Below are 24,831 nucleotides of genomic sequence, written 5' to 3' on the forward strand. Positions count from 1 at the left end.
ATCGGATTTTTCGTTGGTGTAGTTGTTGATGACGATTATTTCCGTGCCGTAAGATCTGAACAGCTTCTCGAAGAAATTGAAGCCGGTCCTGGTCAACCTGTCTTTGTAAGTGATGATGACCTTTTCAATCCGGTAGTTGAGGATCTCTTTAAGTAATTCGTTAAAATCTTTCCGGTTGTCAAAATCTAAAGCGGAAGCAATGTCTTTGTAAATCCCATCAATTGTCCAACCGTTGTTGAGGCAGAACTGTTTCAACAATTCTAGCTGATTTTCTAAATCTCTCTTTTGCTTATTTGTGGACACCCTGGCGTAGAGCACGGTTTTCCTCTTGACAGGCTTGCCGGTGGTCTTTAGCAGGTATTCATAAACGGATTTTTCGTCGTAGTCGTAGTAGCCGTTGGGTAGTTTGTTTACTTTGATTTTATTTTCCCACCGCAACCTGTTGAGGGTGCTCCGGCTGATACGTAATAATTCCATTACTTCTTTGGCTTTCATAGTAAGTAAAGTATATCCAATTTGATAAAGACTGTCAAGAAGGTGTTAGAATTGTGGACTATATCAGGAAAACAACGGGTAACAGACGTTGGAGTTTTTCTTACTGTTTTTTGCTTATAGCCGGGGCGGCAAAATGCTTGCAAAAACCCGCCCATAGTTGTAAAATATAAAAGCGGAGAGCGGGCGGCTAGCACCCTTAAACCCTTTGCCAGGTACCCCCCTCTTGAGTTTTTTGTGCGGCATGAATATAATAAATTATACAGAAGAATAGCGTACCAGCGGCAGTAGGCCACGGTCATGGCGTGGAGAGATGGCTGAGTGGTTGAAGGCGCTCGCCTGGAGAGCGAGTAGACGGGTACAAAGCCTGTCTCGTGGGTTCGAATCCCACTCTCTCCGCCAGTGTCAAGTTTTTGGCCGCAGGTTTGGCAGGGCCGGCCGACGGCCTGTGGAAGCATTGGCCGTGCTAGACGGGGAGGTAGCGGTGCCCTGTACCCGCAAACCGCTGTAGCGGGGTCGAATTCCTGTCCGCGGGTGTGGCTTGTGGGGTCTGGCCCCTGTAAGGGGTGACGACGGTTGGGTCTTGCGCGACGGAGACTTCTGAACCGTGTCAGGTCCTGGCGGAAGCAGCACTAAGGAAGCCCCTCCGGGTGCCGCAAGGGTGCCTGACCCGAGCTACCTGCAGGGGTAACGCCCGGAAGTCACCATTCAACGACAGGTGCACGGCCAACAAGAATTCGCGAACTGCGTAAAAGCAGTTCTTTTTTTCTATAAAGAGGAAATTAATTAAAAGGTGACGAATTTGTAGTAAGGCTTATGCACCAAGCGTGTGCGCATCCAATAACCGGATTCATTAAATGCTTACTGCCATGCCGTATGGCAATTTAAATGAGCACCGTGGAGTGAATTACCATGTCTTACCAGGCCCTTTACCGCAAGTGGCGCCCCCGGCGTTTTCAAGAAATAGTCGGCCAGGAACATGTTACCCTTACGTTGCAAAATGCCCTGCTGGCCGGGAGAGTTGCCCACGCCTACCTTTTTTGCGGTCCCCGGGGCACGGGCAAAACAACCACAGCCAAGGTGTTGGCCAAGGCATTGAATTGCCTTGCCCGCCAGGGGTCCGAACCCTGCAACGAATGTGCCGTTTGCCGGGAGATTAGCGCGGGCACGTCCATGGACGTGGTGGAAATAGATGCCGCCTCCCACCGGGGCATCGATGAAATCCGGGAGCTGCGGGAAAAAGTGAGATTTTCGCCGGCAATGGCCGGCTACCGGGTTTATATTATCGACGAAGTGCATATGCTGACCAGTGAAGCCTTTAATGCCCTGTTGAAAACTTTAGAGGAGCCGCCAGCCCATGTGGTTTTTGTTCTGGCTACCACCGAGCCCCATAAAGTTCCCCTGACCATCTTATCCCGGTGCCAGCGTTTTGATTTTTATCCCATTGGCCTTGAGGATATGCTGGCCCGCTTGCGGGAGGTAGCTGCCGGTGCAGGTTTTAAAGTGGAAGAGGAGGCTTTATACCTGATTGCCCGGGCTGCCGATGGCGGCCTGCGGGACGCTCTGGGCATCCTGGATCAGGCGGCGGCCTATGGCAACATGGTTGTCACCGTAGACCATGTGCACCGGATTATGGGTACCGTCCGGGACGACCTGCTGGATGAGGCAGCCCGGGCTCTGGCGGCCGGCCGGGCCGACCGCCTGCTGCACCTGGTGGCCGCCCTGGTAGCAGAAGGAAAAGACCTGCGCCTCTTTGTCCAGGGGCTGGCGGCTTATTTGCGCAACCTCATGCTGCTCCGGGTTTCCCCCCAGCAAGAGCTGGCTCTGGCTCCCGGGGAAAGGGAGCGTTTGCTGGAACGGGCCGCTGAATTCACCCGGGAACAATTGCTGCACATTTTACAGGTGCTGACCCGGGTGGAGCAGGATATGAAATGGGCCAGCCAGCCCCGCATATTACTGGAGGTGGCCCTGGTGGAAGCCACCCGTCCCGAAAGCGGCAGTTCCCCGGCCGCCCTTGCCCGGCGGGTGGAACAGCTGGAGTTGCGCCTGGAACAGATGATAGCCGGTTGCGTGAATGGTTTCGTTGAGGAAAAAGATGTTGTTGCAAAAGATGTCCGACCGCCAGAGGAAGAACTAAAGGCTGGCAACACGGGCGACACAAGCACAGAACGGTCCCAGGCAAGAAAAAACACCGCTGCGGGAGGGCGGGGGAAAAAACAAGCCGCCACAGAAGAAGTTCAGCCAACTCAGGCCGTAAAAGCTCCCCTCGAAAGCGGGAATGCTTGCGCCAACGGCGGGATCACTCTGGACAAAATCAGGCAGCGCTGGCAGCAGGTGCTGGATCTGGTCCGCAGCAAGAGCGTTCCAGTATACAATTATCTTACCCACAGCTGGCCGGAACAGGTTGAGGAGGGTTGCTTAACCATAGCCTTCGGCCTCGATGACATGTTCAAGAATTTGCTGGACACGGCGGTAAACCGCCGGGTGCTGGAAGAGGCGCTGGCCGTTTTATTCCCGGGAACCTGGCGGGTAAACATAGTGTACGGGAACGCTCCCCCGGAAGAAAGGAAACCGGACGAGCCGAATGAGCACCTTGACGCCGCCACGGCCATCCAGCTGTTCGGGGGAGAAGAGATAGAAGAAAACAATTAATCAAAAGGAGAGATCAAATCATGATGGGTCCCAATATGAACAAAATGCTAAAGCAGGTCCAGAAAATGCAGGCAGAAATGATGCGCCTGCAGGAGGAACTGGGCAACCGGACGGTGGAGGCCACTGCCGGAGGGGGAGCCGTAAAGGCCGTGGTGAACGGGAAGCAGGAACTGGTGGCTCTGGAAATAAAGCCCGAGGCAGTGGACCCGGAAGATGTGGAAATGTTGACGGAGCTTGTTCTCACGGCCGTAAACAGCGCCCTCAATCAATCCCGGGAAATGGTGACCAGGGAAATGGGCAAGTTGACCGGCGGACTAAACCTCCCCGGCCTCTTTTAGGGGTGAGCTCCGGTGAGGTATCTTTCCGGCCCGGCAAACCGCCTGATTGAGGAGCTCGCCAAGCTACCAGGCATCGGTCCTAAAACGGCCCAGCGCCTGGCCTTCCACCTTTTGAACGCTCCGCCGGAAGTAGCCCACAACCTGGCCCGGGCCCTGGTTTTCGCCCGCGATAACGTCCGCTATTGTTCGGTCTGCGCCAACCTCACCGACCGGGAAGTCTGCCAGATTTGCTCCGACCCGGAGCGGGACCCCACCCTTGTCTGCGTGGTCCAGGAACCGCGGGACGTGGTGGCCATGGAAAAAACCCGGGGCTACCGGGGGCTCTACCACGTTCTGCAGGGAGCCATCTCCCCCCTGGCCGGGGTGGGTCCGGACGACCTGACCATCAAGCAACTTCTGGCCAGATTGGGCGAAGGAAAGATCAAAGAAGTAATTCTGGCCACCAATCCGGACGTTGAAGGTGATGCAACCGCCCTTTACCTGGCCCAGCTAATCAAACCCCTGGGTTTAAAGGTTACCCGCATCGCCCACGGTTTGCCCGTGGGCGCCCATCTGGAATATGCCGACGAGATGACCCTGGCCATGGCTCTGGAAGGCCGGCGGGAATTATAATAGGTGAGCATATTTTTCCATCCCACCCCATATACATGCTGTGGGACAAGATTGCCGCCAAAAGGGGTGGGGCTGATGGAATTAAGATTAATTTTTTTAATAGGCCTCGGGCTTCTGGGCTTATTTCTCATGGGTGGTGTTTTGTTCAAGGTTTTTAAATTTAGCATACAGTTGATCCTCCATATCCTGCTGGGGGGAGTTATATTGCTTATGTTCAATATTTTCTTCGGACAGTTGGGCTTAAGGATCGCTGTTAACCCGGTTACTCTCCTCACCGCCGGATTGCTCCAGGTGCCCGGGGTGCTCCTGTTAATCCTGTTGCACTACTTTTTTATTTAGAAAGTTTACTTTAGATAAGCGTAAATTTTGCAATTTTTGACTTGTGTTGACGTGGAGTCCTTTTTGCAATATACTAAATACGGATTGAAGGGTCGTGATAAAACAAATAAAATTAATAAAGATGAATAAAATTAGGGACAGTAGGCCCAACTGTCCCGGTTTTCGTTCTTATGTTGTTGTAGTCTTTTTAGAAAATAAATATGGGTTTTTAAAATTTTTTATTTTCGCGTCGACTTGGCGGAGGTGAGATGTATTTCCGGCCGGATAGTAGAAGCCTATATTGGAGAGTATGCCAGTGGCAAGAGTGAAGTGGCAGTCAACCGGGCTATTTTTCTAGCCTCCAGTGGCCGGCGGGTTAACCTGGTTGATCTGGACATCGTGGAGCCCTGCTATACCCTGCGGCCGATCAAGAAAAAATTAACTGCTATGGGGATGAATGTAGTGGCCTGGGAAACCAGGGAAATGATGGGTTTGGGAGAAACGGGAAGCATTCTTCACCCCGCCAATCGTTGGGCCCTAAGGCTTCCCGGGGACGTAATCCTTGATATCGGCTACGGCGTGGAAGGAGCCAAAACCTTAAACCTTGTGGAGGGTGCGGCTACCGACCCTGACTTAAAAATTTTCGCGGTGGTAAACGTAGGCCGGCCCATGACCGGTACGGTGGAAGAAATTGTGGAATATGTCCGGTCCCTGGGAAGAGTGGATGGCCTGATCAACAACAGCCACCTGGGTGATGAAACTACCGTGGAATTTGTCCAGGAAGGGGCAAGGATTGTGAACGACGCTGCCAGGCAACTGGGCATTCCCGTGGTGGCCACTACCGTCCTGGAAGAGCTGGCCCGGGTCATCGGCACCCATGATGCGGCAGGCCACCCGGTGAGGCCCATCAAGCGTTATATGACCAAAACCCTGTGGTGAAAAAGAAAAGCTCTTTTTGCGCTTTTCTTAAGGGCAAGAGTGAATGTTCAGCAAAACCGTACTGACGAGGGTGCGGCACTGTCCGGAGCGAACGACTTGCGAAGCGCCGGTAACAGCACCCGGTGAACCCGGCACTCACCGGCAAAAAATGCTCATTTCAAGGCTAATGCAACAGGCAGGAGAAGATTTGGTCTTCCTCGTACAGCTTTTTCAGTGAGTGCTGGGCGGCCGAAGCGAACCGTGGTGCGCATCTTACGCGAAGCACTGGAGTGAGCAAGGACAGCGCCGCACCCAAGCGGGTTCACTGAACATTTACGGGATGAGATTTTCAGGAGGTGTAGGTTCTTATGCCTGATAAACCAATTGAGGGTGAAAAGCGGGTCTTTATGACCGGTAATGAGGTGGTTGCCTGGGCTGCGCTGGTGGCCGGCGCCGAGATCATGTACGGTTACCCGATTACCCCTCAGAATGAAATCATGCACTACTGGACCCGCCTGGCGCCCAAATATGGCCGCGAGTTCCTGCAAACGGAGGATGAGCTTTCCGCCGGTTTTACCACCGTCGGCGGAGTGCTGGCGGGACGCAAAGCCTTCACGGCCACGGCAGGACCGGGTAACACCTTGATGCAGGAACCCATGTCCATGGCTGAGGCCATGCGCCTGCCCACGGTAGTGGTAATCCAGCAGCGGGGCGGTCCTTCCACGGCCACCGTAATTTACTCCCAGCAGGAAGTGACCATGACCACCCTGGGCGGCAACGGCGAAGGCTTGCGTATCGTCTACTCCACTGCCAACCACCAGGAGCTCTTTGATTATACCATCAAGGCCTTTAATACGGCCTGGAAATATCGTTTCCCCACCTTTGTTCTGGGTGACGGCTACCAGGCGAAAATGAGGGAATCCCTGACCATCTACGACCCCGCCAGCCGGGGCATTGAGCTGGTAGAAGCCGAGCCTTACTTTGGCAAGCCCGGTGTTCCCGGGGTGGACAGGCCTCCCACACAGCTGCGCAATACCTACAACGTAGAAGAAGAACTCTACGAGGTGTTGGAAGGGTACTTCAGGGACTATCAGAAAATCGCCCCGGAAGTAGCGGAGCACGAAGCCTTTGGTCTTGAGGATTCCGACCTGGTGGTGGTTTCCCACGGTGTTGTATCCCGGGCATGTAAGGCCGCCGTGAAAGAGCTGCGGGAAGCGGGTATCAAGGTTGGCTACTTCCGTCCTATCACCCTGCGTCCCCTTCCGGTGGAAGCCATCCGGGAAACGGCCAGCAAGGCCAGGCAATTCCTGGTTGTTGAATCGGCCCAGGGGCAGTTGGCCAGGCTTTTGAAGGAAGCGGCTTTCGGATGTCCCGTGGAAATGCTGGATCTTTTCAAGCCCGGTGTAGGCATCACTGCCGAAGATGTGGTCAGCCGCGTGAAAGAGATTGTCGGTTAATGGCGAAACAAGGAAAGGAGGCCATATTTGATGTCTGTGCAACCTGCCATGCCCAAGAGCTGGCGTGTAGATACCAAGCCCCACAAATTTTGTCCCGGTTGCGGCCACGGCCTGGTGCTGAAGGCGCTGGGTCAGGCCATTGACGAATTGGGGATCCAGGACCGGGCCGTTTTTGGCTGTGATATTGGCTGTTCCTTGCTTGCCTGGGACTTCTTCAACGTGGATACCATACAAACCCATCACGGCCGGACCACGCCGGTGATCACCGGTTTAAAGCGGGCCAATCCCAACCTCATCGGCATCGCTTACATGGGTGACGGCGGCGGCTATGCCATTGGCTCGCAGCACCTGGTAAATGCTGCGGCAAGGAATGAAAAGATCACCGTGATTCTGGTCAACAATACCCAGTACGGCATGACCGGCGGCCAGATGGCGCCCACCACCCTGCCCGGCCAGAAGACCGAAACCACACCCTACGGCCGGGATCCGGAAAAAACCGGTTATCCCACCCAGGGTCCGGAAATGGTGGCCGCCATTACCCGGGAGGGAGCCTATGTGGCCCGGGGTACCGTGGCCAACCTGCGGCAGTTAAAGAATTACCTGAAAAAGGCCCTGGAAAATCAGATGGCGGGCAACGGTTTTTCCTTTGTGGAGGTCCTCTCCACCTGCCCCACAAACTGGCGGACCAACGCCGAGGAGACCTGGAAAATGGTGGAACAGGAACTTCCCAAGTACTTCAAGGTGGGCGAAATTAAAGTGCCCGGCGGCCAGAAGGAGGGTGAGGCAAATGGCTAAGGCGGTGAAGATTCTTCTGGCCGGGGAAGGTGGTCAGGGGGTCCAATCAGTAGCGGAAATCATTGCCGAGGCGGCCAACGAGGAAGGCCGCGAGGCCCTGTACATCCCTAACTTCGGCGTGGAGCAACGCGGGGGCGTTTCCATTGCCTATTTGCAAATCGGGGATGAACCCATTGGCGCACCCAAGTTCCAGACCGGGGACATTGTCATTGCCTTGAGCGACCGGGCCGTGCACCGGACCCGGCAGTATGTAGGCCCCCAGACCCTCTTTGTTTACGATTCCAGCATTGAAGGTGTGGACGATGCCCTGCCCACCCAGGCGAGGAAGATTTTACCTATCCCGGCCATAGATGTTTCCAAGAAGGAACTGCACCCCCGGGTATTCAACATTGTCATCATGGGAGCGGTAATCAAGGCTACCGGGGTAATTTCCGTAGAAGAGGCTAAAAAGGCCATTGAGAAAAAACTTGGCTACAAGTTTGAAAAGAACCCCAAGTTGCGGGAACTAAACTTCCGTGCCCTGGAGCGGGGCATGGAGCTTGTGGCCCAAGCCATCTAAGGGGGGGTAAGCAATGACACAGCACTTTAAGGCCCGGACCATAGAAACCACCAAAAGCTTCTGGACGATCTTCCCCGGCCTGTGCAAAGGCTGTGGGTTGTGTATGCAAAAGTGCCCCAAGAAGTGCCTTTCCTGGTCGGATGTCCTGGGAGTTTACGGTACTCCTTCGGTTGAACCAAACGATGAGTGCATTGCCTGCGGCATCTGCCAGACAGTTTGCCCTGACTGTGCCATTAACGTGACCAAGAAGAAAGAAGAAAGAAAAGCCGGTTAATAATCAAGGGCCCTTTCCCCATGGGGAAAGGGCCTTTATCTTAACAGCACCGCCTTACGGCGGGGCTGGTCAAAAAATTTTTAAGGATACCTTGGACATCTGAACAAGTAAAAGTTGCTATACACTATGAAGGAATACAGGCAATGGTTCTGGATGGGGTTTTGGTGATACGGTTAAAGATAGACCAGACGGTTTAATTCCTTTTTCCGGGCCAGGCGCAGGCGGCGGTGGGCCATTTCGATATCGCCCCGGATTCTGTTTAAGGTAGCGGGGTCGATACCCGTGCTGGCGGCAATTTCCATATCCGAAAGGCCCCTTTTCCAGGCCCGGATCAGGCGGGAAACATTGGTTTTATACTTGCGGGAAAGGCTTTTTTCGTCAATTTTATCACCCCTCATCCGTTGCCTCTCCTTTCTCTTTGTCTTTAAACTTATTTTGACCGCCGCCTTGACCGGATATAAGATTAAAGTAATGGCAATGCTTTATGACGAAGGGCACTCATGTTAAAATAAAGCTGTTAAACCAAAATTTTGACTTGTTAAAAGGTGAAAACGGTTTATGAACCAGCGGGAAGCGCCCCTGTTGGCCGCACTCTATGCCCATTGTGCCCGGGATTACGCCCACCTGCACGTGCCCGCACACCGCCAGGGAGAAGCCGTTTTTCCCGAGTGGCAGGGGGTCAAAGAAATCCTCCAGCTGGATCTTACCGAGTTGCCCGGTCTGGATGACCTGCACCGTCCCGAAGGGGTGATTGCCCGGGCCCAGGCCCTGGCGGCAGAGCTTTTTGGTGCCGGGCAAACCTTTTTTCTGGTTAACGGGAGCACGGTGGGTATAACGGCGCTGTTGCTGGCCCTGTGCCGCCCGGGGGAGGAAGTCCTGCTTCCCCGCAACGCCCACCGGGCCGTGCTGGGGGGGTTGATTTTTTCCGGGGCCAGGCCCGTCTTCCTTGAACCTGTAATACTGGAGGAGTTCGGTATAGCTGCCGGGTTGACTCCCCGGGCAGTTGCCGGAGCCCTGGAAGAGCACCCGCTGGCGAAGGGGCTTTTGGTTATCCACCCCACCTATTATGGAATTACGGGCGACCTGCCGCGGCTGGTGGGGCTGGCCCACAGGGTGAACAAGCCTGTAGTGGCCGATGAGGCCCACGGGGTGCACTTCCCTTTTTATGAGGGGCTGCCGCCGCCGGCGTTGCAGTGCGGCGTGGACGCCGCAGTGCAGAGTATGCACAAGATGGGTGGTTCCCTTACCCAATCCTCGTTGTTGCATCTCAAAGGAAACCGGGTGGATGTCCGGAAAACAGCCTGGGCTTTGAGCCTTTTGCAGAGCAGCAGCCCTTCTTATCTTCTGCTGGCCTCCCTGGACGGCGCCCGCAGGCAGCTGGCCACAAAGGGCAGGGAAATGCTGGAACGGGCGGTGGGTCTGGCCCGGGAGGTGAGGCAGATCCTCTCCCGCTTGCCCGGCATTACCCTGCTGGGGGAAGAACACCTGGGCCGGCCGGGAGCACACGGCCTGGATCCCACCCGGCTGGTGGTTTCCGTACGGTTCCTGGGTTTGACGGGATACCAGGCGGCCCGCATCCTGGCCCGGGATTACCGGGTACAGGTGGAAATGGCCGATTACTATAACCTGGTGGTGGTGGTTGGCATAGGTACCACCCGCCGGGACTGCGATCTCCTCGTCCGCGGTTTGCAGGAAATGGTTCACCGGGAGGGAGGGAGGCAACCTCTTGGAGCCTGCCCCGAACGGCCGCCGCTTCCACTGGCGCGACTTACCCCCCGCCAGGCCTGGTTGGCTCCCAGCCGCCCCCTGCCGTTGGAGGAGTGCGCCGGCCACATCTGTGCCGAATGGGTGAACGTATCCCCGCCGGGCATTCCCCTGCTCTACCCCGGGGAGGAGATTGGCCCGGAGATGGTCGAATATCTACAATGGGTGAGGAAACTGTCACTTCTCGTACAGGGCCCTGAAGATCCCGGGCTGGCGAGCTTGCGGGTGGTGGTCTGTTGAAAGGTTTTTTTATCGTTTTTGAAGGCATTGACGGTGCCGGCAAAACTACTCAGGCCCGGCTTTTAGCGGCGGCCCTGACCCGGCGGGGGCACCCGGTGGTGCTCACCCGGGAACCAGGGGGGACTCCGGTGGGGGAAAAGATTCGCAGCCTTTTGCTCGATCCGATACTGGCCGGTTTAAACCCCCTGGCCGAGGCCCTGCTTTACGCCGGTGCCCGGGCCGAGCTGGTGGCCCGCACCATCCGCCCCGCTTTAGCCCGGGGCCGGGTGGTGATCAGCGATCGCTTTGTGGATTCCAGCCTGGCTTATCAGGGCTACGGGCGTTGCCTCGACTTAAAGGAATTGGAACAGCTTAACGCCCTGGCCACGGGAAGGCTTGTGGCGAACCTGACGGTGTTGCTGGACATGCCGGCTGCCGGGGCTTTGGCCCGGCTGGCGGGCAGGGCGGATCGCATCGAGCGGGAGCGGCTGGAATTTTTTGATCGTGTGCGGCAGGGATACCTCCAGCTCGTAAAAAGGGCCCCCGAGCGTTACCTGGTGCTGGACGGACGCCTGGACTGCCAGGAACTCCACCGGCAGATCTTAAAGGCTGTGGAGGAGAGGCTTTAGGTGAAACTGTCGAACATTATCGGACACGGCGAAATAATCCGCGCCCTGTGCCGGGCGGTGGAACAAAACAGGGTCAGCCATGCCTATTTATTTGCCGGGCCGGAAGGCGTGGGCAAAACCACCACGGCCCTGGCCTTCGGGGCCGCCCTGCTGTGCCGGCAGCCTGACTTTGGGGATGCCTGCGGTCAGTGCCGGGATTGCCGGCAGGCAGCCGGACAAAACCACCCCGACCTGCACCGGATTGCTCCCCAGGGGGCGTCCATCAAGATCGGGCAAATACGGGAGATGTTGCGCCGCATTACCTTGTCCCCCTACCAGGGGCAGCGGCAGATTTTTCTCGTGGAACAGGCTGACCTGATGACCCAGGAGGCGGCCAACTGCCTTTTAAAGACCCTGGAAGAACCACCGGCCGGTACGGTGCTTATTTTAATTTCCGACCGCCCCCAGGCTTTGCTGCCTACAATCCTTTCCCGCTGCCAGATCTTCACCTTTCACCCGCTGCCTCCGGAACAGGTGGCCGGTATCCTGAAAAGGGAAACGGACGTTTCCCGGGAAGAGTTGGAGCTGCTGGCCCGGCTTATCGGGGGATGCCCCGGACGGGTCGTGCGGCTGGCCGGTATGAATGGCGGCTATTTTGGCTTCCGGCAAAAGGTGGTGGATCTGGCCACCGGGTTGGGTCGTGCTTCCGTTGCGGAGGCCTTCCGGCTGGCAGCTATGGTGGCTGAAGATAAAGAGCTGGCTTTAGCTTACCTGGAGCTTTTCCTGCTGTGGTACCGGGATTTGCTGGTGTGGAGGGAAACCGGGGCACCCGGGTTGCTTTTCAACCAGGATCACCTTTCCCTGATAGACCGGGAGGCCCGTTTGTACAGCCGCACCCGGCTCCTGGACATTATCAAGGAAATTGAAGGAACCAGGGATTCCCTTTTGGCAAACGTTAATACCAGACTGGCACTGGAAATGCTTTTTATGCGTCTGGCTGGTGCCGCCTGATTTAACAAGGAGGCGCCCAGGCCAGGAGGTTGAATGGAGGGGGAAACATGCCCTACCGGGTTGTAGGGGTCAGGTTCAGGCGGGCGGGTAAAATCTACTACTTTGACCCGGGGGAATACCAGCTTAAACCCGGCGATACGGTCATTGTAGAAACGGCCCGCGGTATAGAAAACGGGCAGGTGGTAATCGGGCCCACCGAAGTGCCGGACGAAGAAGTGGTGGCACCTTTAAAAAAGGTCATCCGGCCGGCCACCGGGGAAGATCTGGAGAAGATTGCCGCGAACAAACAAAAGGAAAAACGGGCTTTTCAAATCTGCCTGGAAAAGATTGCCGCCCACGGTTTGCCTATGAAGCTTGTGGACGTGGAGCAGACCTATGACGGAAACAAGATCATTTTTTACTTTACCGCCGAGGGGCGGGTTGATTTCCGGGAATTGGTGAGGGATCTGGCCGCGGTTTTCCGCACCCGCATCGAACTGCGGCAAATTGGAGTGCGGGATGAAGCCAAGATGATGGGCGGCCTGGGTTGCTGCGGGCGGGAATTATGCTGCAGCACCTGGTTGTGCGACTTTGCCTCCGTTTCCATCCGCATGGCCAAGGACCAGAATCTTTCCCTGAATCCGACCAAGATTTCCGGCATTTGCGGGAGGTTGATGTGCTGCCTCAAGTATGAAAACGAGATTTACGAGCAGGCCAAGGAGGAACATCCCGAAATTGGCGCCCGCGTGTTGACTCCCCAGGGAGAGGGCAGGGTTACGGCTGTAAACATTTTTCGCAAAACCGTGACGGTGGAATTAAAGGAAACCAGGCTTAACAAGGAGTATTCTTTTAGCGAGGTAATCACCAAGACGAGAGGTGACCAGTGTGCAAGCTCTGACCGCAATGCTCAAGGAAATGGAAGCCAGGATCCAGGCACTGGGGAGCGACATGCAGAAAATCAAAAAGCAGATCCGCCTTTTGATGGAGGAAAATGACAAATTGCGGGAGGAGTTAGCCAGGGCCTACGGGCAGGCAGGCGACAGCACCCCTGCCAGGGAAGGACTGAAAAACCTGTGGGACCTCTACCAGCAGGGTTTTCATATTTGCAACGTACACTTTGGCCGCATCCGGACGACGGAATGTCTGTTTTGTGAAGCATTTTGGGACAGGGAGCGGGAGGGGGGAAGGTGAGCCAGCAGGGAGTCCTCTTTCTCTGCGCCACCCCCATTGGCAACCTGGAGGATATTACCCTGCGGGTCTTACGGGTGCTGCGGGAAGTGGACTTGATTGCAGCCGAGGATACTCGCCACACCAGAAAGCTCCTGGCCCATTACGATATACACAAACCAGTGGTCAGCTACCGCGAACAAAACCGCCGGCAAATGGGCCGGCATCTTTTAAACCTCCTGATGGCCGGCCATAGGATCGCCCTGGTTTCCGATGCCGGCATGCCTGGTATATCCGACCCCGGGGAGGAACTGGTTTCCCTGTCCATAAGCCAGGGTATTCCAGTGGTGCCCCTGCCCGGACCCAACGCGGCCCTGGCCGCCCTGGTGGCCTCTGGTCTGCCCACCTCTTCTTTTTGTTTTGAGGGTTTCCTTCCGGCGGCAGCCGGTGCCCGGCGCCGCAAACTCCAGGAGTTAAAGGGAGAGAGGCGGACCATTATTTTTTACGAAGCCCCCCACCGCCTTTTGGAAAGCCTTTCCGATATGGCGGATATTTTCGGAGAGCGGCAGATTGCCGTAGCTAGGGAGCTGACCAAAAAATATGAAGAAATCTGGCGGGGGACGCTACCCCAGGCGGTGGAACACTTTCGCCTCCATTCTCCACGGGGTGAGTTTACGCTGGTGGTGGCCGGCGCCCGGGAAGGGGAGGCAGAGGGTACACGGGATGAACCCTGGCGGGGGCTTTCACTACAGGAGCACGTTGCTTTCCTCCAGGTGCAGGGTTTGGATAAAAAGGCAGCTATCCGTGAAGTGGCCCGGCTGCGGGGAATGTCCCGGCGGGACGTTTACAACCGGGTGGTTCGGGACGGTGAAGGAAATTCTTAAGGGCCGGTTGGTGAAAAAATTTCCTCCCCCCGGCCCTTCGCCATGGTCATTAAAGGTCATGATTAAATTTTATGATTCCCTACATGGCCTTGGCATTTTCAAACATTTCCACAGCACAGTTCCGGCATACCAGCTTGCCGCGGTAAAGCTGTACCTCCGCCGCATTGCCGCAGAAGACGCAGCCGGGCTCGTACTTCTTGAGGATGATCTTTTCGTTGTCCACGTAGATCTCCAGGGCGTCCTTTTCATCAATCCCCAGAGTCCGCCGCAGTTCAATGGGAATAACCACCCTTCCCAGCTCGTCCACCTTCCTGACAACACCTGTTGATTTCAAAGTCTTTCCCTCCCCTTAAAATTTACATAGATCGACAAGAAACTAGTTTATCATACAAGTAAATGGTACCAAGATACCCAGTTAAAGTCAATATGTTTTTGGCTTTTTTTGTATAAATTTTTCGTGTGAAGGGAAAACTTGACAAGTCAAGGCTTTTTTCAATACAATCTAGGTGTTGGGAACAGGTGATGAAGGGGAAGAGTAGGACTGCCGGTACCCGTACAGAGAGCGGGGGTCAGGTGAAAGCCCGCCGGGGAGGACAGTTTGAACATGGCCCCGGAGCTGCCCGCTGAACGCCTGCAAGGCCCAAAGGGGTACACTTTTTAGTGAAGGGTCAGTAGGTGGGGCCGGGGTTGAGCACCCGTTATCCACGCTTGCAGTATTGCCGCAAAGGTTGTGCCCTTGCGGCCGTACTGACCGAGGCTCCGGACCGTGAGGCCGGGGTGAATCTGGGTGGTACCACGGAAAGATCTCCGTCCCGGAAAGAAGGACGGGGTTTTTTTATGGCAGCAAAGGAGGGATCAGTTTTTGCGCAAAACGTTTTATATCACTACGCCAATTTACTACCCCAGTGACAACCTGCATATCGGCCATGCCTACACCACCGTGGCCGCCGATGCCATGGCCCGGTTCAAACGCCTCACCGGCTACGACGTCAGGTTTTTAACCGGCTCCGACGAGCACGGTCAGAAAATTGAGCGCACTGCCCGGGCAAAAGGTATGACTCCCCAGGAATATGTGGACAGGATTGTGGCCGGGTTCAAACATCTGTGGCAAAAACTGGACATCAGCTATGACGACTTCATCCGCACCACCGAGGAAAGGCACAAGCGGGTGGTCCAGGCCATTTTCCAGAAGCTTTACGACCAGGGGGATATTTACAAGGCCAGCTACGAGGGCTGGTACTGCACTCCCTGCGAAACCTTCTGGACGGAAAGCCGGCTGGAGGAGGGCAACTGCCCGGACTGCGGCCGCCCGGTGGAACTGGTGCGGGAGGAGAGCTACTTCTTCCGCCTGTCCAGGTATGCCGGCCGGCTGCTGCAGTACATCGAGGAAAATCCCCATTTCATCCAGCCCGTCTCCCGGCGCAACGAAATGATCAGCTTTATCAAAAGTGGTCTGGAAGATTTGTGCGTTTCCCGCACAACCTTCGACTGGGGCATCCCGGTACCCTTCGATCCCAAGCACGTGATCTACGTCTGGGTGGACGCCCTGACCAACTACATCTCAGCCCTGGGCTACGGCAGCGAGGACGACAGCCTTTTCCGCAAGTTCTGGCCGGCCGACGTCCACCTGGTGGGCAAGGACATCGTACGCTTCCATAGCATCATCTGGCCCATTATCCTTATGGCCGCCGGCATAGATTTGCCCCGGCAGGTGGTGGGACACGGGTGGCTCCTGCTGGAGAGCGGAAAGATGAGCAAATCCAAGGGCAACGTGGTGGACCCCCTGGTCCTGATTGACAAGTACGGGGTGGATGCCATCCGCTACTACCTGCTTCGGGAGATGCCGTTTGGTGCCGATGCCTATTACTCCGAGGAATCCCTGGTACAGCGCATTAACATCGACCTGGCCAACGACCTGGGGAACCTGGTCAGCCGCACCCTGGGTATGATCGAAAAATATTCCGGCGGCGTGCTGCCACAGCCCGGGTCGGTGGAAGGCGTGGACCGGGAACTAATTGAACTGGCCGAACAAACCCCCGCGGCGGTGGAGGAGCTGATAGACCGCCGGGAGCTGTCCAGCGCCCTGGGCGCTATTTGGAAGCTGGTCAATCGGGCCAATAAGTACGTCGACGAAACTGAACCCTGGGTTTTGAACCGGGATCCCGTCCGCCGGGAACGCCTGAACACCGTACTCTACAACCTGGCGGAAAGCGTGCGCTTTATCGGCGTGTTGATCACCGCCTTTATGCCCAATACTCCCGGCCGGATCTGGTCCCAGCTGGGCATTGCCGACCAACCCGGGCTCCATACCTGGGAGTCCTTGAGCTGGGGACGCCTGCCGGCGGGAATCAAGGTGCGGCGGGGCGAAGCCCTCTTCCCGCGCATTGATCTGAAGACCCTGGAAAAGGATAAGTAGGGGGTTAGCATGATTAACCTGATTGACAGCCACGCCCACCTGGACGACCGCAAATTTGAAGCCGACCGGGAAGAAATGCTGGACCGGGCCCAAAAGGCCGGCGTGGTGCAGATAATCAATGCCGGTTACGATCTGCCTTCCTCCGCCCGGTCCATAGATCTAGCTGCCAAATATCCCTTTATATTTGCCGCCGTGGGCATCCATCCCCACGATGCCGGGGGGGTCCCGGAGGATTACCTGGCCCAGCTGCGGGAAATGTGCCGCCGGCGGGGTGTGGTGGCCATCGGGGAAATCGGCCTGGACTATTACCGGGACTTGAGCCCGCGGGACGTGCAGCAAAGGGTTTTCCGGGAGCAGCTGGCCCTGGCCCGGGAAGTGGGCCTGCCGGTGATCATCCACGACCGGGACGCCCACGGGGATATTTTGGACATCCTGCGCAGGGACGGTGTTGGGCCGGCCGGGGGAGTAATGCACTGTTTTGCTGGCAGCTGGGAAATGGCCAGGGAATGTATGGCCATGGGCCTTTACATCTCCTTTGCCGGGCCGGTGACCTATCCCAATGCCCGCCGGTCCAAAGAGGTGGCCGCCCGGGTGGATCTTTCGCGCCTGCTGGTGGAAACCGACGCTCCTTACCTCACCCCCCAGGCCCGGCGGGGGAAGCGCAACGAGCCGGCCTATGTTCGCTATGTGGCGGAGGAAATAGCCGCCTTAAAGGGCGTGACCCTGGAAGAGCTGGCCCGGGCGACCACGGCCAATGCCCGGCGCCTGTTTGGACTGCCCGAAGCCGTTGCACAAGCCGGCTGCGCATCAAAGCCGCCGGCCCGTGACATTCCGCCTCTATAGCCCTGGAAAGCTCCGGTCCGGTGGGAGGATAGTATAAGGCTGTTAATGAAATCAAAAATAGAGGATGTTGACAGCTTGCCCCGAAATCAAACGTACAGGGGGATACATTGCGGTTGCGGACTATACGTGGGGGGAGAGGGGAAAAATGAGCGAAACAAACGGGCTGATCCTGGTTTTCACCGGCAACGGCAAGGGCAAAACCACCGCCGCCCTGGGCATGGGTCTGCGGGCCTGGGGCCAGGGGATGAAGGTGCTGGTGCTGCAGTTTATTAAAGGGGGCTGGCGGTATGGTGAGCTGAACGCCCCCGCCAGGCTGGGTGACCGTTTTGAAATTCGCCAGCGGGGGGAGGGTTTCACCCGGGTGGATAACGGTAAAACCCTGGAAGACCACCGGGAAGCGGCCAGGCACGCCCTGGAAGAAGCCAATAAAGAAATAACCGCCGGCAACTTTGACCTGATCATCCTGGATGAAATTTTGTACGCCCTGAAATTCGGCCTGATCACCCGGGAAGAGGTTTTAGCCCTGCTGGACAAAAAGCCACCCCGCCTGCACATAGCGCTTACCGGCCGGGACGCTCCCCCGGAAATTATCGACCGGGCGGACCTGGTCACGGAAATGAAGGAAATCAAGCACCACTATAAAAAGGGGATTAAAGCCCAGCGGGGGATCGAGTTTTAGTTTCTCTTGCACCCACCCCATTAAGGCGGTGGGTTTTCTTTTGATCGTTGGTGAAAAAATTGACGGTTTGCGGAAAATCGCTTTACAGATAGGAAGACTTTAAAGTAAAATAAAAAGCAAACTTTTTGTTACCGTAGAAACAAGGTGCGTTGACCATGATCGTGAATATTGTAACAGGCTACCTTGGCAGTGGGAAAACCGCTCTTATCCAGCATCTGGTAAGGCAGCTGACCCCCGGGGAACGGGTAGCTGTTTTGGTAGGAGAGTTTGGAGAGATAGGAATTGACGGTGCCCTTTTGGCCCAGGATGCACCCGATGTGCTGGAATTGGGCTGTGAATGCATTTATTGCACCTTGAGCGCCGACCTGGCCAGGCAGATTCCCTATGTGGCAGGTTCCCTCTCGCCGGACAGGTTGATCATAGAATACCCCGGTGTGGCAGCAGTTCAGGGGTTGCTGGCGGCGGCAAAGGTAATGGGTCTGCATTTAATGGACCACCGTTTCAGCATCATTCACGTTATTGACGCCTGTTCCTTTGACGAACTCTACGCCCGGTCCCCGCTTTTTGCCGAATCCCAAATTTGCCGGGCCAATGTGCTGGTGTTGAACAAGTGTGACCTGGTCCCGGAGAAAAAGGTGCAATCGTTGGCGAGAAAAATCAAGGAGCTTAATTCCCGGGCACGCTTTGTTTCTACGCACCATGGACAGGTAAGTCCGGCGGATTTGCAAGTGGCCTCTCAAACCGGGTTTTCCTCTCCCAGGGAGAGGAAGGTTTGCCGGAGGCCCCAGAGTGCCGTGGATATCCCCAGTTATTACAGTTTCTCACGCAAGTTTCAGGGCACCTTTTCCAGAACACGGCTCACCAGGTTATTTGAAAACCTATCCGGATCATGTATTGGCGAAGTGGTAAGGGCCAAGGGCATCTTTTGCTGCGAAGAAGGGTGGATGCGCCTGGATTTTCTCCCTTCCGGCGTTTCCCTTGAACCTGTGACGGGCCGCTTTGACGAGAGCAAGGTGCTGGTTATTGGTTCTACCCTGGCCGCCGGTAAGCTTACCGCCGCCCTTCTGGATTGTCTTCACAAAGAGCCGCAGGGTTTCTATGAAAATGGTGGTGACCGGCGGCGCAGGGTTTCCCGTCCGACCGGCTTAAACCGCCTGCGTTCCCAGGCTTGCACTGCACCGGGCGATTATGCAGGTTCCCCCTTCCGGTTGGGCCATGACAAAAAGGAATTGAGTTAGAATTCCCTGGAGGCTTGCTGCTATACAGTACTCAGGTTGGGCTATGACAAAAAGGAATTGAGCTCGTAAAAAATCCCCTCGCCGGGGGTTTTATTTCTCCAGTTATGAAAGTCTGCTTGAATCTCCGGGCAGCCTGTGCTATGATTTCGATCAAAGTCACCGGTGTGAAGCCATAGATTTTAACGGGATGAAAGGGTGGACGGGATGAGTTTGGGGCAAAAAATCAGGGACTTTCGCAAGGAAAGGGGCATTACGCTGACCGAACTGGCCAACCAGTTAAAAATATCCCCTTCTTACCTCAGTGCGGTGGAACGGGAAATCCGCAAGCCGTCCATCCCCATGTTAAAGAGGATTAGCGAGGCTCTCAACGTTTCAGTGAGTTACCTGGTAGGCGATACCGACGATACAATCACCGGGGAAAAGCTGCGTTTTATGCGGGAAAGCCGTGGTCTTTCCCTCGAAGACCTGGCCGAAATCAGCGAACTGCCCGCATCCATGCTGGAAAAGTTTGAAAACGGGCAGGCTACTCCGGATTTAGAGGATTTAAAAAAACTTTCCGAGGCCCTGAATGTAACCCTGCGCTATTTCCTTGACCAGACGGATCGTCCCGATAGCCTGGGCTACCGCCTGCGCAAGCTTCGGCAAAAGCAGGGACTGACGGTGGCCGCCCTGGCCGAGAAGGCGGGAGTTTCCCCGGGCTTGTTAAGTCAGATTGAAAACGGACAAACCACTCCTCTGTTGGATACCCTTGAAAAAATTGCCAGGGTGCTCAATACCTCAGTTAGTTACTTTCTGATGAAACAGGAGGATGTGGAGGATCTCCTGGCCACATTGAATTCAGATATTTTAGAAACGCTGGGGGACCCCAACGTTCAGGCAGTTTTGCGGGCGGTGCGGGATTTTGACGCCAGTGAGATCAAATACATTCTTAATTTCATCCAGTTCTTTAAACAAAACCGTCACCTGCTCTGATCTTCTTGCCGGGGAACCTTTCAAGGGCAAAATAGGACGATTCATGGATTGGCTGTTGTCAGTTCCAGCTTTCCCCTTTAGGATAAGAATTAAAAGGTCCGGAGGTGGGGGTGGGTGCTGGAGCCGGAACGGGAATGGCAAGAACCGGAATTATATTTATTGATCAGGCTGAAAAAGGCGGTGGTAGAACACAATGAGGAAGAACTGCTTGCCGCCATTGAAGACGCCTTCTGTGAAGGTCTGGATGCCCGCAAGGCCATCTTCGAGGGACTGGTTCCCGGCATGGAGGAGGTCAGCCGGCTCTACGAGGAAGGAATTTACTATATTCCCGAGTTGCTCCTCTGCGCCGAGGTGTTATACCGGGGGCTGGCCGTTTTTAAAGAACATGTCGAGAAGAGAGATCTGGGCATAAAAGGTACGGTAATTATCGGGGTAGTGGAAGGGGATATCCATGACATCGGCAAGAACCTGGTAAAGATGATGCTGGAGGGGGCCGGTTTTGAAGTAATCGACCTGGGGCGGGACGTGCCCCTGCACCGGTTTCTGACCGAACACCGTAAAGTGTGCCCCGACATTGTTTGTCTTTCCACCATGATGACCACCACCCTGGCCGAAATGAAAAAAGTGATCAAGGAACTGCGGGAACGCAACCCCCGGGTGAAGATCATGGTCGGGGGTGCCCCATTAAGCGATTGTATAGCCAGGCGCTGGGGAGCCAGCGGCTATGCCCCCAACGCCCACCAGGCTTTAAAAAAGGCAGTGGAAATTATGCTTTCGGTGAAAGACAGTTGTCATGAGTCATAGCGGGGCCGGGGAATTACCGTGACGGGTGGCCAATGATTTCAAAATATTCTGGTTAACCGGTTCCTTATAGCTCTGGAATTAAAAATCTTGAGTAGGGGGGTAGATGGCGCGTGCTGTGTTCGCAAAAGGAGAGGGAACTTCTCAGTCGCCTGCGGGAAGGGGTAATCAGTTTTGATGAGGATGCTGTGGTACAGGCGGCCCGCGAGTGCATAGAGCTGGGGATGGATGCTACCAGGGCCATTTTTGAAGGGCTGGTGCCGGGAATTGAAGAGGTGGGCCGTCTTTATGAAGAAGAGGTATATTTTATCCCCGAAATGCTTTTATGTGCCGATGCCCTCTACCGGGGCCTGGCGCTGCTCCGGGAGCATGTGGTCAAAAAAGACGTGGGTGTCAGGGGAAGGGTACTCATCGGGGTGGTGGAAGGGGATATTCATGACATCGGCAAGAACATCGTGAAGATGATGTTTGAGGTTTCCTCTTTCGAGGTTTATGATCTGGGGAGGGATGTGCCCCTGGAAACTTTTGTCCGGGAATACAGAAGGCTAAAACCGGATCTGGTGTGTCTTTCGGCTATGATGACCACCACCATGCTCAGAATGAAGCCTCTGATTGCCAGGCTAAAAGAAGAAAATCCGCAGGTGCGCATTATGGTGGGCGGGGCGCCGGTAACCGAACACGTAGCTGCCCGCTGGGGAGCCCACGGTTACGCTCCCAATGCCCCCCGGGCTTTAAAAGCGGCCATTGACCTGCTGGTGGCGGTAAGAAACCACCTTGCCGGGTGTACTGCAGGATGATCCTGGGGGCTGCAAAAGCACCTTCGCTCCACAAAGGCTGGACGTTCAAAAAGAAATGCCTGGCAACCGTTGGGGGCTGAAAACCGACCTTTTGCCGGGCATTGATTGCATTTAATGGCAGAAAAATTTACATTCAGCGCCGGGCTTAGTAAAATAATACAAACGCTTTCTTTTGCCCTTTGTTTAGCCAAAGAGCATTTCAGTTAAACATCCTTAAACTCCCGTTTTTGTTAGCTAGCCGGCCAAAAGAGGTGGTGACGCTGCTTTTTTGCGGCAAGCATTAAAACAGTAAGGAGGTGGAGAATTTATAAAATTCGTAATTGCCTAAAACCTTTGCAGAATTAAATGGAAATTATGCGTGGGGGGGTAAAATGTGGCGAAGCAAATGTTAATTGATGCCATCCGGGGGAAGAGAACCCCGAGGGCACCGTGGGTTCCTTATGCCGGTGTCCACTGTGCCTTTGTGATTGGTGAACCGGCGGATAAATTTCTAAAGGACCCGCAACTGCTTGCCAAAGGCGTGGTGGAAACGGCCAGGAAGTATAAGGCCGATGGGATTCCTCTGGTTTTCGATCTTTCCGTAGAGTCGGAATCCATGGGATTAGAAATTAAGTACTGGAAGGATAACGTGCCGTCTGTGCAGTCTCACCCTTTATCGGATAAGACTGTAGAAGAGGCCGGCCTGAAGGTTCCGGGTCCCAACGACGGCCGCTGGCCGGTGCTTTTCGAGGCTGCCAGGATTGCCAAGCCCCAGTTGGACGAACTGGATTGTGCCTTAATGGGCCTTGCCTGCGGGCCGCTCACCCTGGCAAGCCACTTAGCTGGTGTGCGCATCTTTACTGATGTGGTCAAGAACAAGGAAAAGGCACATCATGTATTAAAGTTCTGTGCTCAAGTTGTCAAGAAGTCGGTGGAAATGTATTGCGACATGGACTGTGATATTATCGCCATCGTAGACCCGGTAGCCTCACAGATCCGGAACGAAACATTTAAGGAGTTTGTTCACCCCTATTGCCAGGATGCCATCGCCGTCATTCATGAAAGAGGAAAGACATCCAGCTTCTTTATTTGCGGCGACGCCACAAAGGTGCTGGAGTCCGTTTGTCAGATTGGTACCCACGGATTTGCTATTGACGAGCAGTTAAACCTGACATTTGTGCGGGACCTGGCCAGGAAATACGGGGTTGGTTTTGGCGGCAACCTGAAGCTTACCCTGGCCATGTCCTTGGGGATTGTTTCACCGCGGGAGGATGCCATTGTCAGCCTGGCTGCCGGTGGTACGCACGGTTATGTATTCGCCCCTGGATGAGATATGCCCTATGATGTTCCGTTGGAACACATGGAGCAGATTCTGGAAGCCAGGGAATGGTTTGAAAAGTACTATGCCAAGTATCCCGAGTCCTGGTAAAAAGGGGGGTAAAATATGTCCGAGCAGAAAATCAAGATTGACGTGCTTACCCTGGACAGCGTGCAGTGTGCCGCCTGTGGCTACATGATGGAGTCCATTGCGGCCATGCCCCCCGATGTGCAGGAGATGATTGAATACAAGGAATGGTCCATTAAAAACCAGGCCGGCATTCAGAAGTTCCTGGAGCTCAATGGCCGGGTACTGCCTACAATTTGCATTGAAGGCGATCTGGTTTTCGAGAGCGTTATTCCCCAATATGAAGAGCTGATTGATGAACTGGCGAAAAGGGCTCCAACTCCCGAGATGCGCGAGCGGATACTGTCCTTACGTGATAAAGGCTTTGATTTCGACCGGATTAAAGAGAACCTGGAAAAAGCGGGCGCCGGTCTTCATACCAGAAGGGATTCTACAGTCGAATGAAGTCGTTGCGCCTGGAGCTAATCTACGCGGGGGATCACAACCTTTCATGCTACTATGCCGCAAAGGTGGTGGAGGCTGTGGTCCCCTTTTTCCCCAACTTGCTTGAGTGGGAAAAGGTATATATCAGGCAAAAAGAAGGCGCCCGGAGGTTTTACGAGCTCTCCGTTTCGCTGTACGGGGAGGAGGATGTAAGAAAGCTACACTGTCACGCACCCATCCCGTCGATTTTTATTAACGGTGAGATGGTATTTGATCGCATACCGTCGGTGGAGGAACTGGCGCAGAGCATCGAAGATTTCATTTACCGCGGGGGGAACGGAAAATGACGGGGGATTACGGGCACAGTTTCGCCGGTGAATTGCTGGGCACCTTTATGCTGGTGTTTTTCGGGTGCAGCACGGTGGCTGTAACAGTGCTTTTTTCGGCCTATACAGGACTTTTTCAAGTGGCCGTGGTCTGGGGGATTAGTGTGACTCTGGCCATATATGCCACCCGGCATCTTTCATGCGCCCATTTAAATCCGGCCGTCAGTCTGGCCATGGTCATTGCCGGTCGTATGGACGTGAGAAAACTGCCCGTATACTGGGTGGCCCAGTTAACTGGTGGTTTTCTGGCCGGTGCTGCCGTTTATGCCATTTTTTCCCCTTCCATGGCCGTTGTGGAAGCTGCCCGGCATATTGTGCGCGGTGCTCCCGAATCCGTGCTAACCGCCATGCTTTTCGGCGAATATTATCCCAATCCGTCTTCCCCCGTGCTCTGTTCTGTTTCTCCAGCAGGTGCTTTTGCGGTGGAAGCTCTGGGTACCTTCTGGCTGGTGTTAATTATTTTCGCCCTGACTGAAGGATGCAATGTGGGTCGGCCTTCCAGCGACGTAGCGCCCATTTTAATCGGACTGACCATAACTGTTCTGATCAGCATTTTTGCTCCCCTGACCATGGCTGGATTCAACCCGGCCCGGGATTTCGGCCCCAGGTTGTTTGCCTTTCTGGCCGGTTGGGGGAAGGTGGCCATTCCCGGTCCCCGGGGTGGTTTTTTCACCATATATATACTTGCCCCTTTGGTAGGCGGTTCTTTGGCATCCCTGTTGTTCCACAAGCTGCTGGAGCCCTTGATGCGCGGTAAGCACGGCGCTTGCAGTTGCAAGGATCATTTTTCCCTGTAGCATGGTACGGGTGTAATCCGGGTGATATTAAGAAAGCAACGCCGGAAA

General features: G+C 55.2%; 29 protein-coding genes, 1 tRNA gene, 1 other RNA gene and 1 other annotated feature. Of the genes, 28 read left to right on the forward strand and 3 right to left on the reverse strand.

The features are described 5' to 3' along the window. Positions 1–495 (reverse strand): IS607 family transposase (locus tag BUA65_RS10270; RefSeq protein ID WP_072869459.1); only part of this gene is annotated, 495 nt, incomplete at its 3' end. A gap of 304 nt (positions 496–799) precedes the next feature. On the opposite strand from BUA65_RS10270, the gene BUA65_RS10275 reads away from it, so the two are divergent. The 11 genes from BUA65_RS10275 to BUA65_RS10325 all read left to right on the forward strand — a co-directional run bounded on the left by BUA65_RS10275 (position 800) and on the right by BUA65_RS10325 (position 8,415). After that, positions 800–894: transfer RNA gene (locus tag BUA65_RS10275), tRNA-Ser, on the forward strand. Between the two features lie 59 nt (positions 895–953). After that, positions 954–1,218: signal recognition particle sRNA large type (ffs, locus tag BUA65_RS10280), an RNA gene on the forward strand. Between the two features lie 186 nt (positions 1,219–1,404). After that, entirely contained in the window at positions 1,405–3,144 is a 1,740-nt protein-coding gene (gene dnaX / locus BUA65_RS10285; protein WP_072869460.1) for a DNA polymerase III subunit gamma/tau, read from the forward strand. A gap of 20 nt (positions 3,145–3,164) precedes the next feature. Then, on the forward strand, positions 3,165–3,482 hold the full coding sequence (locus BUA65_RS10290) for a YbaB/EbfC family nucleoid-associated protein (protein WP_072869461.1): 318 nt from the start codon (positions 3,165–3,167) through the stop codon (positions 3,480–3,482). Positions 3,483–3,494: 12 nt separating this feature from the next. Next, the gene (recR, locus tag BUA65_RS10295; protein WP_072869463.1) at positions 3,495–4,094 is read left to right on the forward strand and encodes a recombination mediator RecR; all 600 of its coding nucleotides are present in this window, start codon (positions 3,495–3,497) and stop codon (positions 4,092–4,094) included. 75 nt (positions 4,095–4,169) lie between these two features. Next, positions 4,170–4,433 (forward strand): pro-sigmaK processing inhibitor BofA family protein, encoded by a 264-nt coding sequence (locus BUA65_RS10300; protein WP_072869464.1) that lies wholly within the window; start codon positions 4,170–4,172, stop codon positions 4,431–4,433. A gap of 243 nt (positions 4,434–4,676) precedes the next feature. Further along, a complete protein-coding gene (locus BUA65_RS10305) occupies positions 4,677–5,351 on the forward strand; it encodes a hypothetical protein (RefSeq protein WP_072869465.1) in 675 nt (224 codons plus the stop codon). Positions 5,352–5,698: 347 nt separating this feature from the next. Next, the gene (locus BUA65_RS10310; RefSeq protein ID WP_072869467.1) at positions 5,699–6,787 is read left to right on the forward strand and encodes a transketolase C-terminal domain-containing protein; all 1,089 of its coding nucleotides are present in this window, start codon (positions 5,699–5,701) and stop codon (positions 6,785–6,787) included. A gap of 30 nt (positions 6,788–6,817) precedes the next feature. Continuing rightward, the gene (locus tag BUA65_RS10315) at positions 6,818–7,582 is read left to right on the forward strand and encodes a thiamine pyrophosphate-dependent enzyme (RefSeq protein ID WP_072869468.1); all 765 of its coding nucleotides are present in this window, start codon (positions 6,818–6,820) and stop codon (positions 7,580–7,582) included. After that, positions 7,575–8,141: a 2-oxoacid:ferredoxin oxidoreductase subunit gamma family protein gene (locus BUA65_RS10320; protein ID WP_072869470.1), complete on the forward strand. Its 567-nt coding sequence runs from the start codon at positions 7,575–7,577 to the stop codon at positions 8,139–8,141. Before BUA65_RS10315 ends, BUA65_RS10320 begins: the two co-directional genes overlap by 8 nt. A 13-nt stretch (positions 8,142–8,154) precedes the next feature. Next, complete coding sequence (locus BUA65_RS10325; protein ID WP_072869472.1) at positions 8,155–8,415, forward strand: 4Fe-4S dicluster domain-containing protein; 261 nt, start codon at positions 8,155–8,157, stop codon at positions 8,413–8,415. Positions 8,416–8,588: 173 nt separating this feature from the next. On the opposite strand, the gene BUA65_RS10330 is transcribed toward BUA65_RS10325, so the two are convergent. Beyond that, positions 8,589–8,813, reverse strand: a complete 225-nt coding sequence (locus BUA65_RS10330; protein ID WP_072869473.1) for a hypothetical protein — start codon at positions 8,811–8,813, stop codon at positions 8,589–8,591. A 160-nt stretch (positions 8,814–8,973) separates the two neighbouring features. On the opposite strand from BUA65_RS10330, the gene BUA65_RS10335 reads away from it, so the two are divergent. Genes BUA65_RS10335 through rsmI form a run of 6 tightly spaced genes read left to right on the forward strand, consistent with a single transcriptional unit; the run spans position 8,974 to position 14,047 of the window. Beyond that, on the forward strand, positions 8,974–10,419 hold the full coding sequence (locus tag BUA65_RS10335; protein ID WP_072869475.1) for an aminotransferase class I/II-fold pyridoxal phosphate-dependent enzyme: 1,446 nt from the start codon (positions 8,974–8,976) through the stop codon (positions 10,417–10,419). Beyond that, complete coding sequence (tmk, locus tag BUA65_RS10340; protein ID WP_072869476.1) at positions 10,416–11,027, forward strand: dTMP kinase; 612 nt, start codon at positions 10,416–10,418, stop codon at positions 11,025–11,027. The genes BUA65_RS10335 and tmk overlap by 4 nt, the downstream gene beginning before the upstream one ends. Continuing rightward, a complete protein-coding gene (gene holB / locus BUA65_RS10345) occupies positions 11,028–12,017 on the forward strand; it encodes a DNA polymerase III subunit delta' (RefSeq protein WP_072869478.1) in 990 nt (329 codons plus the stop codon). Between the two features lie 47 nt (positions 12,018–12,064). Continuing rightward, the gene (locus tag BUA65_RS10350; protein ID WP_072869480.1) at positions 12,065–12,991 is read left to right on the forward strand and encodes a PSP1 domain-containing protein; all 927 of its coding nucleotides are present in this window, start codon (positions 12,065–12,067) and stop codon (positions 12,989–12,991) included. After that, entirely contained in the window at positions 12,912–13,187 is a 276-nt protein-coding gene (locus BUA65_RS10355; RefSeq protein ID WP_165613236.1) for an initiation control protein YabA, read from the forward strand. Before BUA65_RS10350 ends, BUA65_RS10355 begins: the two co-directional genes overlap by 80 nt. Further along, entirely contained in the window at positions 13,184–14,047 is an 864-nt protein-coding gene (rsmI, locus tag BUA65_RS10360) for a 16S rRNA (cytidine(1402)-2'-O)-methyltransferase (RefSeq protein WP_072869483.1), read from the forward strand. The genes BUA65_RS10355 and rsmI overlap by 4 nt, the downstream gene beginning before the upstream one ends. 79 nt (positions 14,048–14,126) lie before the next feature. On the opposite strand, the gene BUA65_RS10365 is transcribed toward rsmI, so the two are convergent. Continuing rightward, positions 14,127–14,381, reverse strand: a complete 255-nt coding sequence (locus tag BUA65_RS10365; protein ID WP_013821206.1) for an AbrB/MazE/SpoVT family DNA-binding domain-containing protein — start codon at positions 14,379–14,381, stop codon at positions 14,127–14,129. Between the two features lie 179 nt (positions 14,382–14,560). Next, positions 14,561–14,865: a binding site (T-box leader), on the forward strand. Here BUA65_RS10365 and metG point away from each other — a divergent pair. The 11 genes from metG to BUA65_RS10420 all read left to right on the forward strand — a co-directional run bounded on the left by metG (position 14,835) and on the right by BUA65_RS10420 (position 24,783). Beyond that, a complete protein-coding gene (gene metG, locus BUA65_RS10370; RefSeq protein ID WP_072869485.1) occupies positions 14,835–16,463 on the forward strand; it encodes a methionine--tRNA ligase in 1,629 nt (542 codons plus the stop codon). (Overlaps the previous feature by 31 nt.) 9 nt (positions 16,464–16,472) lie before the next feature. Beyond that, a complete protein-coding gene (locus tag BUA65_RS10375) occupies positions 16,473–17,306 on the forward strand; it encodes a TatD family hydrolase (RefSeq protein ID WP_072869486.1) in 834 nt (277 codons plus the stop codon). A 145-nt stretch (positions 17,307–17,451) separates the two neighbouring features. Continuing rightward, the gene (gene cobO, locus BUA65_RS10380) at positions 17,452–17,985 is read left to right on the forward strand and encodes a cob(I)yrinic acid a,c-diamide adenosyltransferase (protein ID WP_072869488.1); all 534 of its coding nucleotides are present in this window, start codon (positions 17,452–17,454) and stop codon (positions 17,983–17,985) included. A 155-nt stretch (positions 17,986–18,140) separates the two neighbouring features. Next, a complete protein-coding gene (locus tag BUA65_RS10385) occupies positions 18,141–19,223 on the forward strand; it encodes a CobW family GTP-binding protein (protein WP_072869490.1) in 1,083 nt (360 codons plus the stop codon). A 204-nt stretch (positions 19,224–19,427) separates the two neighbouring features. Continuing rightward, complete coding sequence (locus BUA65_RS10390) at positions 19,428–20,195, forward strand: helix-turn-helix domain-containing protein (RefSeq protein ID WP_072869492.1); 768 nt, start codon at positions 19,428–19,430, stop codon at positions 20,193–20,195. Positions 20,196–20,309: 114 nt separating this feature from the next. Then, a complete protein-coding gene (locus tag BUA65_RS10395; protein ID WP_072869493.1) occupies positions 20,310–20,999 on the forward strand; it encodes a corrinoid protein in 690 nt (229 codons plus the stop codon). 110 nt (positions 21,000–21,109) lie between these two features. Further along, positions 21,110–21,793 (forward strand): corrinoid protein, encoded by a 684-nt coding sequence (locus tag BUA65_RS10400; RefSeq protein WP_072869495.1) that lies wholly within the window; start codon positions 21,110–21,112, stop codon positions 21,791–21,793. Positions 21,794–22,166: 373 nt separating this feature from the next. Further along, positions 22,167–23,102 carry a uroporphyrinogen decarboxylase family protein gene (locus BUA65_RS10405; RefSeq protein WP_072869497.1) on the forward strand — a complete coding sequence of 312 codons (936 nt, stop codon included), beginning with the start codon at positions 22,167–22,169 and terminating at the stop codon, positions 23,100–23,102. Between the two features lie 114 nt (positions 23,103–23,216). Continuing rightward, complete coding sequence (locus BUA65_RS10410) at positions 23,217–23,621, forward strand: hypothetical protein (protein WP_072869498.1); 405 nt, start codon at positions 23,217–23,219, stop codon at positions 23,619–23,621. Further along, complete coding sequence (locus BUA65_RS10415) at positions 23,618–23,947, forward strand: hypothetical protein (protein ID WP_072869500.1); 330 nt, start codon at positions 23,618–23,620, stop codon at positions 23,945–23,947. The genes BUA65_RS10410 and BUA65_RS10415 overlap by 4 nt, the downstream gene beginning before the upstream one ends. Next, positions 23,944–24,783, forward strand: a complete 840-nt coding sequence (locus tag BUA65_RS10420) for an MIP/aquaporin family protein (protein WP_072869502.1) — start codon at positions 23,944–23,946, stop codon at positions 24,781–24,783. Before BUA65_RS10415 ends, BUA65_RS10420 begins: the two co-directional genes overlap by 4 nt. Positions 24,784–24,831: the final 48 nt, after the last annotated feature.

The organism is Desulfofundulus thermosubterraneus DSM 16057, assembly GCF_900142025.1.
Lineage (GTDB): Bacteria > Bacillota > Desulfotomaculia > Desulfotomaculales > Desulfovirgulaceae > Desulfofundulus > Desulfofundulus thermosubterraneus.

Bases quoted from the DNA above. Each gene is read 5' to 3' on its own strand.
- dnaX (WP_072869460.1), top strand. From the start codon at position 1,405: ATGTCTTACCAGGCCCTTTACCGCAAGTGGCGCCCCCGGCGTTTTCAA.
- BUA65_RS10290 (WP_072869461.1), top strand. From the start codon at position 3,165: ATGATGGGTCCCAATATGAACAAAATGCTAAAGCAGGTCCAGAAAATG.
- BUA65_RS10300 (WP_072869464.1), top strand. From the start codon at position 4,170: ATGGAATTAAGATTAATTTTTTTAATAGGCCTCGGGCTTCTGGGCTTA.
- BUA65_RS10310 (WP_072869467.1), top strand. From the start codon at position 5,699: ATGCCTGATAAACCAATTGAGGGTGAAAAGCGGGTCTTTATGACCGGT.
- BUA65_RS10315 (WP_072869468.1), top strand. From the start codon at position 6,818: ATGTCTGTGCAACCTGCCATGCCCAAGAGCTGGCGTGTAGATACCAAG.
- BUA65_RS10320 (WP_072869470.1), top strand. From the start codon at position 7,575: ATGGCTAAGGCGGTGAAGATTCTTCTGGCCGGGGAAGGTGGTCAGGGG.
- BUA65_RS10325 (WP_072869472.1), top strand. From the start codon at position 8,155: ATGACACAGCACTTTAAGGCCCGGACCATAGAAACCACCAAAAGCTTC.
- BUA65_RS10330 (WP_072869473.1), bottom strand. From the start codon at position 8,813: ATGAGGGGTGATAAAATTGACGAAAAAAGCCTTTCCCGCAAGTATAAA.
- BUA65_RS10335 (WP_072869475.1), top strand. From the start codon at position 8,974: ATGAACCAGCGGGAAGCGCCCCTGTTGGCCGCACTCTATGCCCATTGT.
- BUA65_RS10350 (WP_072869480.1), top strand. From the start codon at position 12,065: ATGCCCTACCGGGTTGTAGGGGTCAGGTTCAGGCGGGCGGGTAAAATC.
- BUA65_RS10355 (WP_165613236.1), top strand. From the start codon at position 12,912: ATGGAAGCCAGGATCCAGGCACTGGGGAGCGACATGCAGAAAATCAAA.
- BUA65_RS10375 (WP_072869486.1), top strand. From the start codon at position 16,473: ATGATTAACCTGATTGACAGCCACGCCCACCTGGACGACCGCAAATTT.
- cobO (WP_072869488.1), top strand. From the start codon at position 17,452: ATGAGCGAAACAAACGGGCTGATCCTGGTTTTCACCGGCAACGGCAAG.
- BUA65_RS10385 (WP_072869490.1), top strand. From the start codon at position 18,141: ATGATCGTGAATATTGTAACAGGCTACCTTGGCAGTGGGAAAACCGCT.
- BUA65_RS10390 (WP_072869492.1), top strand. From the start codon at position 19,428: ATGAGTTTGGGGCAAAAAATCAGGGACTTTCGCAAGGAAAGGGGCATT.
- BUA65_RS10410 (WP_072869498.1), top strand. From the start codon at position 23,217: ATGTCCGAGCAGAAAATCAAGATTGACGTGCTTACCCTGGACAGCGTG.
- BUA65_RS10415 (WP_072869500.1), top strand. From the start codon at position 23,618: ATGAAGTCGTTGCGCCTGGAGCTAATCTACGCGGGGGATCACAACCTT.
- BUA65_RS10420 (WP_072869502.1), top strand. From the start codon at position 23,944: ATGACGGGGGATTACGGGCACAGTTTCGCCGGTGAATTGCTGGGCACC.